Source organism: Stenotrophomonas sp. YJH_SMC_65 (assembly GCF_059369475.1).
This window is the reverse complement of sequence record NZ_JCAFSR010000001.1, coordinates 559,352-570,484: the sequence shown is the minus strand read 5'-3', so window position 1 is coordinate 570,484 and position 11,133 is coordinate 559,352. Positions and strand designations below refer to the sequence as shown.

Annotated in this window: 8 protein-coding genes; 1 reads left to right on the top strand and 7 read right to left on the bottom strand. The window is 67.1% G+C overall.

Going from position 1 to position 11,133, the window contains the following annotated elements; translation table 11 throughout:
- Nucleotides 1–4: 4 nt before the first annotated feature.
- The 6 genes from gyrA to ligA form a co-directional block, all read right to left on the bottom strand.
- Nucleotides 5–2,731, bottom strand: a complete 2,727-nt coding sequence (gene gyrA, locus AC5P7A_RS02560) for a DNA gyrase subunit A (RefSeq protein WP_142234954.1) — start codon at nucleotides 2,729–2,731, stop codon at nucleotides 5–7.
- Nucleotides 2,732–3,028: 297 nt separating this feature from the next.
- Entirely contained in the window at nucleotides 3,029–4,093 is a 1,065-nt protein-coding gene (gene mtnA, locus AC5P7A_RS02555; RefSeq protein WP_014647652.1) for an S-methyl-5-thioribose-1-phosphate isomerase, read from the bottom strand.
- 47 nt (nucleotides 4,094–4,140) lie between these two features.
- A complete protein-coding gene (locus AC5P7A_RS02550) occupies nucleotides 4,141–4,872 on the bottom strand; it encodes a DUF3011 domain-containing protein (RefSeq protein WP_014647653.1) in 732 nt (243 codons plus the stop codon).
- Between the two features lie 138 nt (nucleotides 4,873–5,010).
- Nucleotides 5,011–5,967, bottom strand: coding sequence for an EF-P lysine aminoacylase EpmA (gene epmA / locus AC5P7A_RS02545; protein WP_014647654.1), 957 nt, complete (start codon nucleotides 5,965–5,967; stop codon nucleotides 5,011–5,013).
- The gene (locus AC5P7A_RS02540) at nucleotides 5,964–6,449 is read right to left on the bottom strand and encodes a GNAT family N-acetyltransferase (protein ID WP_495219877.1); all 486 of its coding nucleotides are present in this window, start codon (nucleotides 6,447–6,449) and stop codon (nucleotides 5,964–5,966) included. The genes epmA and AC5P7A_RS02540 overlap by 4 nt, the downstream gene beginning before the upstream one ends.
- Nucleotides 6,450–6,498: 49 nt before the next feature.
- Complete coding sequence (gene ligA, locus AC5P7A_RS02535) at nucleotides 6,499–8,970, bottom strand: NAD-dependent DNA ligase LigA (protein WP_172412079.1); 2,472 nt, start codon at nucleotides 8,968–8,970, stop codon at nucleotides 6,499–6,501.
- Nucleotides 8,971–9,194: 224 nt separating this feature from the next.
- Here ligA and AC5P7A_RS02530 point away from each other — a divergent pair, with 224 nt between their 5' ends.
- Nucleotides 9,195–10,319, top strand: a complete 1,125-nt coding sequence (locus tag AC5P7A_RS02530; protein WP_049420860.1) for a pyridoxal phosphate-dependent aminotransferase — start codon at nucleotides 9,195–9,197, stop codon at nucleotides 10,317–10,319.
- 67 nt (nucleotides 10,320–10,386) lie between these two features.
- Here AC5P7A_RS02530 and zipA read toward each other — a convergent pair whose 3' ends face one another.
- Nucleotides 10,387–11,124 (bottom strand): cell division protein ZipA, encoded by a 738-nt coding sequence (gene zipA / locus AC5P7A_RS02525; protein ID WP_014647658.1) that lies wholly within the window; start codon nucleotides 11,122–11,124, stop codon nucleotides 10,387–10,389.
- Between the last annotated feature and the right edge of the window lie 9 nt (nucleotides 11,125–11,133).

The following is an 11,133-nucleotide window of genomic DNA, read 5'->3' as shown; positions in this document are numbered from 1 at the left end:
AGGATCACTCCTGCGCGGCGTCCTCGCTGCTGGAAGCCGCCGGGGCGCCATCGGTCGTGGTCGCGGCCGGGGCAGAGGCAGGCACTGCCACCTCATCCTCGTCCTCGTCGATCGAGGCATCCATGCGCTCCACCGCCTGCAGCTTCTCGTCCTTGGACAGGCGGATCAGGGTCACGCCCTGGGTGTTGCGGCCGACGCGGCTGATTTCCGAGCCACGCGTACGCACCAGGGTGCCACCATCGGAGATCAGCAGGACTTCGTCGCTGGAGCCCATCAGCACTGCGGCGACCAGCTTGCCGTTGCGCTCGGTGGTCTGGATGCCGATCACGCCCTGCGTACCACGGCCCTTGCGCGGGTAGTCCGGCAGCGGGGTGCGCTTGCCGTAGCCGTTCTCGGTGGCGGTAAGGATGTACTGAACGCTGGCGTCGTCGGCGCCGTCGATCACCGCGTCGCCATTGGCAGCGGCTTCCTCGACACCGCTGTCGTCCTCGTTCTCGTCCTCGCTGCCACCGGCACTTTCGGCCACGATCAGGCTGACCACTTCCTCGCCGGCCGGCATCTTGATGCCGCGCACGCCGGTGGCGGTACGGCCCATCGAGCGGACCTTGTCTTCACCGAAGCGCACGGTCTTGCCGTTGGAGGCGAACAGCAGGATGTCACGCTCGCCATCGGTCAGGCCGACACCGACCAGGGCATCGCCCTCGTCCAGGTTGATCGCGATCTTGCCGCGGGCCAGGCGGAAGGCGAACTCGCTCAGCGGGGTCTTCTTGACCGTACCGTTCTTCGTGGCGAAGAACACGAACTGGCCATCGGCGTACTCGCGCACCGGCAGCACGGCCTGCACGCGTTCGCCCGGCTCCAGCGGGATCCAGTTGATGATCGGACGGCCGCGGGCGTTGGAACCGGCTTCGGGCAGCTGGTAGACCGGCAGCCAGAACACCTTGCCCGAGCTGGTGAAGGTCAGCAGCGTGTCGTGCGTGTTGACCAGCCACAGCTGTTCGATGAAATCCTCTTCCTTGGTCGCCGCCGCGCTGCGGCCACGGCCACCACGGCGCTGTGCGCGGTACACGCTCACCGGCTGCCGCTTCACGTAACCGGCATGCGACACGGTAACCACCACGTCTTCCGGCGCGATCAGGTCGAGGATGTCCAGGTCTTCTTCGCTGTGGCGGATTTCGGTACGACGTTCGTCGCCGAATTCGGCCTTGACGTTGACCAGCTCCTCGCGGATCACCTGCAGCAGGCGGTCGGGATCTTCCAGGATGTGGATCAGCCCGGCGATCACTTCCAGCAGCTGCTTGTACTCGTCGGTCAGGCGGTCCTGCTCCAGCCCGGTCAGGCGGTGCAGCCGCATCTCCAGGATCTGGGTGGCCTGGATCTCGGTCAGCTGGTAGCCGCCCTCGATCAGGCCCACGCCCTTGGGCAGGTCTTCAGGACGGGAGGCCTCGGCACCGGCCGCACCCAGCATCGCACCGACCAGGCCCGGCTCCCACACGCGGGCCAGCATGCGCTCGCGGGCTTCGTTCGGGTTCGGCGAGGTCTTGATCAGTTCGATCATCTCGTCGATGTTGGCCAACGCAACGGTCAGGCCTTCCAGCACGTGGGCACGGGCGCGCGCCTTGCGCAGCTCGAACACGGTGCGGCGGGTGACCACTTCGCGACGGTGGCGGACGAACGCCTCCAGCATCTGCTTGAGGTTCATCAACTGCGGGCGGCCATCGACCAGCGCCACCATGTTGATGCCGAACACCGATTCCATCTGCGTCTGCTGGTACAGGTTGTTCAGCACAACCTCGGCAGATTCACCGCGCTTGATCTCGATGTAGATGCGCATGCCGTCCTTGTCGGACTCATCGCGCAGCTCGCTGATGCCTTCGATCTTCTTTTCCTTGACCAGCTCGGCGATCTTCTCGATCAGACGCGCCTTGTTCACCTGGTAAGGAATTTCAGTGACGATGATCGATTCGCGGCCGTTGTCGGCCACTTCGATATCGGCCTTGGCACGGATGCGCACGCGGCCACGGCCGGTGCGGTAGCCGGCGACGATGCCGGCAGTGCCGTTGATGATGCCGGCAGTCGGGAAATCCGGGCCCGGGATGTATTCCATCAGGCCGTCGACATCGATGTCCGGGTTGTCGATCAGCGCGATGCAGGCGTTGATCGATTCGCTCAGGTTGTGCGGCGGAATGTTGGTCGCCATGCCCACCGCGATGCCAGCCGAACCATTGACCAGCAGGTTCGGGAACCGGGTCGGCATGACCGTCGGCTCCAGTTCCTTCTCATCGTAGTTGGGCTGGAAATCGACGGTTTCCTTGTCGATGTCCGCCATCAGCTCATGCGCCAGGCGCGACATGCGCGCCTCGGTGTATCGCATTGCTGCAGCGGAGTCGCCGTCGATCGAACCGAAGTTACCCTGGCCGTCGACCAGCATGTAGCGCAGCGAGAACGGCTGTGCCAAGCGCACCAGCGTGTCGTACACCGACTGATCGCCATGCGGGTGGTACTTACCGATGACGTCACCGACGATACGCGCCGACTTGAAGTAGGGCTTGTTGCTGTGCGCGTTGAGTTCGTTCATCGCGTACAGCACGCGGCGATGCACCGGCTTGAGGCCGTCGCGCGCATCCGGCAGCGCGCGGCCCACGATCACGCTCATGGCGTAATCGAGGTAGCTCTTGCGCATCTCGTCTTCCAGGTTGACCTGGATGATTTCCTTGGCGGTTTCTGCCATTCGGGTTCCGTTGTCTGGTAGCGGTCCAGTCCGGCGCAGCCCTCTGCGGGAGGGGGTCGCGCCGGAACCTCGATTCAACCTGTGGATACTACCACAACAGGCCGTTTTCCGCCTCCCTTTACGGGGATTTTACCGGCACAAATCAGGAACTTAGGGCCCCATACCGCCCCTGTAGAGCCGAGCCCATGCTCGGCTGCGCGAAATCAGTAGATCCACGCCGTGCGTGGATGAGGCCTGCCTGGGGTCAGAGCCCTTTCCTGCGAAAAGGGATCCGACCCCGGGACCTTCCTGCCCGCCTCAGCCGCCGAAGGCGGTGCGCATGTTCCCGGCGGTCGGGTTCAGGATGACCCCGCGCTCGGTCACGATGGCGTCGATCAGCTCGCCCGGGGTGACGTCGAACACCGGGTTCCAGGCAGCAATGCCCTCGGCGACGGTACGGGTACCCCCCACGCCGTACAGCTCGCCCGGGTCGCGCTGCTCGATCTCGATCTGGCTGCCGTCCACGGTCTCCATGTCCACGGTCGAGGACGGTGCGACCACCATGAACTTGACGCCGTGGTGGCGGGCGGCGATGGCCAGCTGGTAGGTGCCGATCTTGTTGGCGGTATCGCCATTGGCGCAGATGCGGTCCGCGCCCACGATCACCCATTGCACGGCGCCGGTCTTCATCAGGTGCGAGGCAGCCGAATCGGCGATCAGGGTGGCATCGATGCCGTCCTGCTGCAGTTCCCACACGGTCAGGCGTGCCCCCTGCAGCCACGGCCGGGTCTCGCCGGCGAACACGCGGGCGATGCGGTGCTGGGCCATGCCGGCGCGGATCACGCCCAGCGCGGTACCGAACCCCGCAGTGGCCAGCGAGCCGGTATTGCAGTGGGTCAGCACGCCGCTGCCAGCCTCGATCAGGCCCGCGCCCAGTGCACCCATGTGGCGGTTCGCGGCCAGGTCTTCCTCGGCGATGGCCTGCGCTTCCGATTCCAGCAACGCCTTCCAGTCGGCGCCGGCGGCGTTCAGGCAACGGCGCATGCGCGCCAGCGCCCAGGCCAGGTTGACCGCAGTCGGGCGCGATGCATTGAGGCGCTGCAGGGCCGGTTCCAGCTGCTGCAGGGCGTGCGCACCATCGGCGGCCTGCACCTCGCGTGCAGCCAGCACGACACCCCAGGCAGCGGCAATGCCGATCGCCGGCGCGCCACGCACGGTCAATGCGTGGATCGCGCTGGCAACCTCGTCGCTGTCATGGCAGACCACGTGCTCGACCACGAACGGCAGCTTGCGCTGGTCCAGCAGTTGCAGGGCATCGCCGGTCCACAGGATCGGGCGGATGTGGTCGTAACGGGCGTAGTCGATGTCAGAGGCAGTGTTCATGGGCCCATTGTAGGGCCACGCCCCGCAGGGTTGGAGCCTGCCCGGGCTCAATTCACCGAGAATTCGGCGCGGCAGCCGCCGTCCACCCAGATCCCGTTGCGGCTCCAGCCCCAGGTACTGCCTTCCTCGCAGGGCGTGCTGGACAGCTGCTCGGAGACCACGGCGCCAACCGAGATGCTGGCACCGCAGAAGCGCCGCTTCTTCGACTTCGATTCGCAGGTCAGGCGGCGCGGCATGTCGACGAAGCGGCCATCGTCATCGGCCACTTCGAAGTCACCCTGGCAGCCACGGCTGGTCCAGACTTCATTGCGCTTGTAGCCCCAGCCCTGCCCTTCGCGGCACGGCAACACCGACAACTGGCGCAGCAGGCGCACCGGCGCGCCATCGAGTCGTACCGGGCAACTCTGCGGACGGCCATTGGACTCGCAGCGCACCACACGGCGCACCAGGCGTTTGCCCGAGCTGTCAGCCGGCGGCGCCGCGCCCGCTGCGCGCCGGGCGCGGAACTCGGCACGGCAGCCCAGGGTGACCCACACACCACTGCGGTCAGTACCCCACTCGCTGCCGCGGATGCAGCTGTTGCTGGACAGCTGGCGCACCAGGTCGACGCCGTTGGCAACCTCGATATCGCAGTGCACCCAACCCATGTCGCGTGATTCGCAGGTCACCACTTCATCGTCGTAGCCCACCTGCTGGGCCGACGCCGGCGACGGCAGCCAGGCACCCCAGAGCGCAATGGAGTACACCGGTGCAGCGACAACCGCGAACCACTTGACCAAAGCCTTCCCCAGCAGGAATGGATGAACTGGATGCCAGTGTCCGGCATTGGCCGTGATAAGAGCATCATCGTGCTTACCGACGCAAGCGCACCGAACCTGCGTTTCGTTCAGCCTGCGATGTTCAGCAACACGCGGGGATCACGCGTGGGCGAAGTCGTAGGCCAGCACATCGGCGATGCGTGGCGTGCGGTTCATCGCCATCAACAGGCGATCGACGCCCACCGCCACGCCAGCACAGGCAGGCATCGACGGCAACGCCGACAGCAGTGCCTCGTCCACGGCCGGCTGCACCTGTCCACGTTCGTGGCGGCGCTGCTGGTCCCGCTGGAACCGGGCGCGCTGCTCGTGGGCGTCGTTCAGTTCGTGATAGCCGTTGGCCAGCTCCACTGCACCCAGGTACAGCTCGAAACGCTCGGCCAGCGGCGGCGTGCCCGGACGGATGCGGGCCAGCGCGGCCTGGCTGGCCGGCCAGTCATGCACCACGGTCATCACCGCGTCATCGAACTGCGGCTGGATGTGGTGGGTCATCAACAGGTCCAGCCAGTCATCACGGGTCAACCCGACCGGGTCGATGTGCACGTCGCCAAGTGCAACACGCAGCGCGGCTTCATCGGCCTCGAACGGATCCAGGCCCACGTGCTGCTGGAACAGCTCGCGGTAACTCAACACACGCAGCGTTGCACGGCGTCCGACCAGGGCCAGCGCCTGGCCGACCAACTCGGCGGTTTCCTCCATCAACCGGTGGTGGTCCCAGCCGACCCGATACCACTCCAGCATGGTGAATTCCGGGTTGTGGCGGCCACCGGCCTCGCCGTTGCGGAACACCCGGCCCAGTTCGTAGCAGTCGCCCACACCGGCCGCCAGCAGGCGCTTGAGCGGATATTCCGGCGAAGTGCGCAGCCAGCGACGACGGCCACCGGCATCGACATGGCCGGTGAAATCGGTATGGAAGCTGTCGATGTTCGGCTCGGTGTTGCCTGCCACCGACAGGATCGGCGTTTCCACCTCCAGCACATCGCGCTCGGCGAAGAAGCGGCGCACCAGCGCGTTGAGCGTGGCGCGCTGCTGCAGCGCGCGCAGCAGGGCCTCGCTCACAGGATGCCCTCCGGGCGCGGATGGTCGAGCGGCAGGGTCAGCAGATCGCGGGTGTCGTCGATGTAACCGCTGGCCAGGTACAGGCGGCGGGCCAGTTCGTTGTGGTGGTTCACCTCCAGGCGCAGGCGGCTGACACCACGCCCGCGAGCGCGCTGTTCACAGATGGCCAGCGCCTGCTTGCCGCGACCACGACCGCGCGCGCGATGACTCAGGTACAGCTCGTCCAGCAGCATGAAGTGGCCGCCCTGCTCCAGGCTGAAGCCCATCGCGATCACCGCGTAGCCGACCACCTCGCCGGCCTCGTCCAGCCACAGCAGCACTTCGCCATTGCGCGGATCGGCCAGCAGCGCGTCCACGCCGCGACGCGCGCGCGCGTCATCGAAGTCGATCCTGTCTTCGGCGTAGAACTCGCGCATCAACGCGATCAACAGTTCTTCGTCGGCACGGGTGGCCAGGCGGAAATCCAGCGGGGCGGTCTGCATCGGCGTTCCTTTGTCTTTCATGCCGGGCGCCAGGCACCCGGCGGGGTCATCATTCGTGTTCGGCGAGGTAGGCCAGCAGGCGGTCTTCGTCCCACACCGGCACGCCCAGCGATTGCGCCTTGTCCAGCTTGGAGCCGGCCTCGGTACCGGCGACCACGAAGCTGGTCTTCTTCGACACGCTGCCGGAGACCTTGGCACCCAGCGCTTCCAGGCGTTCCTTGGCGGCATCGCGCGTGAGCTGGGCCAGGGTGCCGGTCAGCACCACGGTCTGCCCATCCAGCGGGCCGGCCACGATCTCGGCCAGCGCCGGCGCCTTGGCCAGGATCTGCTGCATCGCCTTCTCGGCTGCCAGCAGCATCGCGCCATGGCCATCGGCATCGAGCCAGTCGGCCAGACCGCGCGCAGTGTCGTCCGGCAGGCCGGCGTTGACGAACTGGCCATGCTCGGCATCCAGCACCGCCTGGGCACCCGGCAAGGCAGCCACCAGCTTCTCCGCACGCAGGCGGGTGATGCCGGGGATTTCCGATTCGACCAGCAGTTGCGCCAGATCCAGGCCTTCGCGCAGCTTGGCACTGGGCGCGTGCACATCACTGATGCGCACCTGCCCGACCTGCAGCAGGTCGTCGATGGCCTGCTGGTTGCCCTGCTGCTCGAAGAAATGGCCGAGAGAACGCGCCACTTCGCCACCGATGTCCGGCACGCGCTTGAACAACGGCCATGGCAGGTGGCGGATCAGTTCCAGGTCACCGAACCACTGCGCCAGCGCCTTGGCCGTGCTCTCGCCGACGTGCTCGATGCCAAGCGCGAACAGCAGGCGCTCCAGCGTGGCTGCGCGACTGGCGTCGATTGCCGCGATCAGGTTGTCGGCCCATTTGGTGGCGATCTTCTTCGTGTTCCATTCGAAGCTGGCCGGCTGTGCCAGCGCCTGCGCGCGCCACGCCGGATCGTTGCCATCCAGCTTGAGCACCGCATTGAGCACCGCGCCGCTGCCTTCTGCCGGCAGGTGCAGCTTCAGCGCGGCGGCCAGTGCGGAAGGGTCCTCGGCATCCAGCACCAGCTTCAGGTGCAACAGCTGGTCACGGTTGAGCCGGTACAGATCGGCCACGCTCCTGACGATGCCGGCGTCGACCAGGGTTTCGATGTATTTGTCGCCGAGGCCGTCGATATCCATCGCACGGCGCGAAGCGAAATGGGCAATGGCCTCCTTGCGCTGCGCAGGGCAGGACAGTTCGCCCGAACAGCGCCACGCAGCTGCACCTTCCTCGCGCACGATTTCCGAGCCGCACACCGGGCAGCGCGTCGGCATCTGCCAGGGCGAGGTGCCCTGTGGACGGCGGTCGAGGATGACGCTGACCACTTCCGGAATCACGTCGCCAGCACGTCGCACGATCACGCTGTCACCGACACGCACATCGAGACGCGCGATCTGATCGGCATTGTGCAACGTGGCATTGGACACGATCACGCCGGCCACAGCCACCGGTGCCAGCCGGGCGACCGGCGTGGCGGCACCGGTGCGGCCGATCTGGATCTCGATCGCCTCCACCGTGGTGCTCTGTTCCTGTGCCGGGAACTTGTGCGCGATGGCCCAGCGTGGCGCACGCGAGACAAAACCCATGGCCTGCTGGCCGGCGCGGTCATCCAGCTTGTAGACCACACCATCGATGTCGAACGGCAGGCCATCGCGACGCTCGCCGATGTCACGGTAGTAGCCGAGCAGGCCGTCGGCGCCTTGCACCACCTTGCACAACCCGCTGACCGGGAAGCCCCAGGCGCCGAGCTGGGCCAGCGTGCCCGAATGGGTGTCCGGCAGCTCGCCGCCCTGCACTTCACCGGTGCCGTAGGCGAAGAAACTCAGCCGGCGCTGCGCACTGATCTTCGGATCGAGCTGGCGCAGTGAACCCGCTGCCGCGTTGCGCGGGTTGGCCAGCACCTTGCCGCCCTGCTGGCGCGCACGTTCGTTGTAGGCCTCGAAATCGGCGCGGGCCATGTACACCTCGCCACGCACCTCCAGCACATCCGGCCAGTCCTTGCCGTGCAGGCGCTTGGGAACATCGCCGATTTCACGCAGGTTGGCGGTCACGTCCTCGCCGGTACTGCCATCACCGCGGGTTGCGCCGAGTACGAAATGACCGTCCTCGTAGCGCAGGCTGATCGCCAGGCCATCCATCTTCGGTTCGGCCGAGAACTGCAGGCTGCGGCGGCCCAGGCGCTCATCGATGCGGCGCACGAAGTCGGCCACTTCCTCATCGCTGAAGGCATTGGACAGCGACAGCATCGGCACCGCATGGCGCACTTCGGGGAAGCGGCCGGACGGGCGTGCACCGACCTGTTGGGTCGGGCTGTCGGCACGGGCCAGTTCCGGGTGCTCGCGCTCCAACGCTTCCAGCTCGCGCACCATCCGGTCGTAGTCGACGTCGGGGATCTCCGGCGCGTCCAGCTCGTGGTAGGCGCGGTTGGCCTGGGCGATCTGCCGGCGGAGATCTTCGGCGCGTTCGGCGGGGCTGGGGCTCATCGGGATCCGGTGGTTCTGGGATGGCCGGGGATTCTACCGCGCCCGGCCGTCAGGCCCTGTAACGCCCCGCCTTTGCAGCGTCGAGCGTGCTCGACGGGCACTCCCCGCTCCGGTAGGTGCCAACCTTGGTTGGCACGTCTGTAGTCGAGCATGGCTCGACGCCACAAAAAGCAGCTTGCCGCCCGCTCACGCCGGCGCTAGCGTGCGACGGCCCCATCGGAATCCTGCCCATGACCCTGCCTGACTCCCGTAGACGCTTCCTGCAGCTGGCCGGTGCCAGCCTTGCCGTCGCCGGCAGCGGCCTGCCGCTGCGTGGCCAGGCCCAATCCGCGGCCACCGTCGGTGCGGCCCCTGCCGAAGGCGCGGTACTACTGAACTTCAACGAATGCCCCTACGGCCCCTCCCCCGCTGCCCAGCAGGCGGCGCGCGACAGCATCGCCAGCTGCGGCCGCTACCGCTTCGCCCTGGCGGCACAGGTGCGCGATGCCTTCATCGAGCAGGCCCGTATCCCGGCCGACCATGTGCGCCTCTATCCGGGCTCCAGCGAACCGTTGAACCGCGCCGCCACGTTGTGGACCGGCCCGCAGGCGGGACTGGTGGTGGCCGACCCCACCTTCGAGACCCTGGGCGAGGTCGCTGCCGCACATGGTGCACACGTGCAGAAGGTGCCGCTGCGCAATGACGGCGCACACGACCTGCGTGCGATGGTCGCAGCCGCGCATGCGCGCCCGACCGGGCTGCTGTACGTGTGCAATCCGAACAACCCGACCGGTTCGATCAGCCCACCGGATGAGCTCGCCTGGCTGCTGGCCCACAAGCCTGCTTCCACCCGCGTGCTGGTCGACGAGGCCTACCTGCAATACAGCGAGCAGCCCAGCCTGATCGCGCAGGTGGCGCAGCGCGACGATCTGATCGTACTGCGTACATTCTCCAAGCTGTACGGCATGGCCGGCCTGCGCCTGGGCCTGGCGGCCGCACATCCCGAGCGTCTGCGCGAGCTGGCCAGCCCCGGCGACAACCCGCTACCGGTGCCCGCGCTGGCGGCGGCGCTGGCCAGCCTGCAGGATCCGCAGCTGATTCCGCAGCGTCGCCTGCAGAACGCCAAGGTGCGCCAGGCCACCATCGCATGGCTGGGCAAGCGTGGTTTCAGCTGCCTGCCGTCGGAAGCGAACTGCTTCGTGGTCGACGTGCAACGCGACGGCAGCACGTTCGCCAAGGCGATGGCCGACAACGGTGTGGTGATCGGGCGCAGCTGGCCGATCTGGCCGCAGCACGTGCGCGTGACCGTCGGCAGCGAGGACGAGATGGCCGCGTTCCGCCGCGCGTTTGCCAAGGTGGCCGGCGTACCGGCGTAGACCCCATCCACACAGGGCGTGGATCTACTGTTGTGGGTGCCGACCGTTGGTCGGCACGCCATGGGGCTCACCAGCGCGGGGTCTTGGTCAGCGGCGGCGCCTGGTGCTGGCGGTCGTAGGCGCGCAGCTCGTCACGGATGTGCGCGATGCGCTGGCGACCCAGGGCGTTGCGGCTGTCATCCAGCACCACGCCATCCAGCAGTTCGGCCATGCGCTGCACCGTCGGCAGCATCTTCTCCCAGGCATCCAGCGCGGTCAGCGGCGCCGGCAGGGTCAGGAAGAAGGCGATGGCCGGGGTTTCCATGGCACGGATGTTGGCCATGTCGAAGCTGCCTGGCTTCATGATGCTGGCCATCGAGAAGATCGGCCCGCGCTCGGGATGGCCTTCCACCAGACGGTGGAACACGTTCATGTGGCCGAACACCAGGCCGGTCTTCTCCGCCGCTACCACGATGTCTTCGCCGCGCAGCTGCTCGCCGGCCCGGGCGGCCACGAACAGCGAAACGATCTTGTCGAAATCCTGGGTGGCGCGCTTGCCGAGATCGCTGGCGCCCGGGTCGGTATCGCCCAGGCCGAGTTCGGCCTGTTCGCCTTCCGTGCCCATGCCCGGTTCGACGCGGCCATCGGCCACGACAACGCCGTCCTCGCCCAATACCGGTTCGCGGCGCTCGCCGCTGGCCGGTTCCGCGCTTTCCACGCGGCGTCCCTGGGGCTTCTTCTTCGGACGGCCAAACAGGAAGATCGCGGCGATCAACAGCAGGCCGGCGGCCAGGATGCCGATGCGCAACAGTGCCGTGTCGGACATTCGATAGGT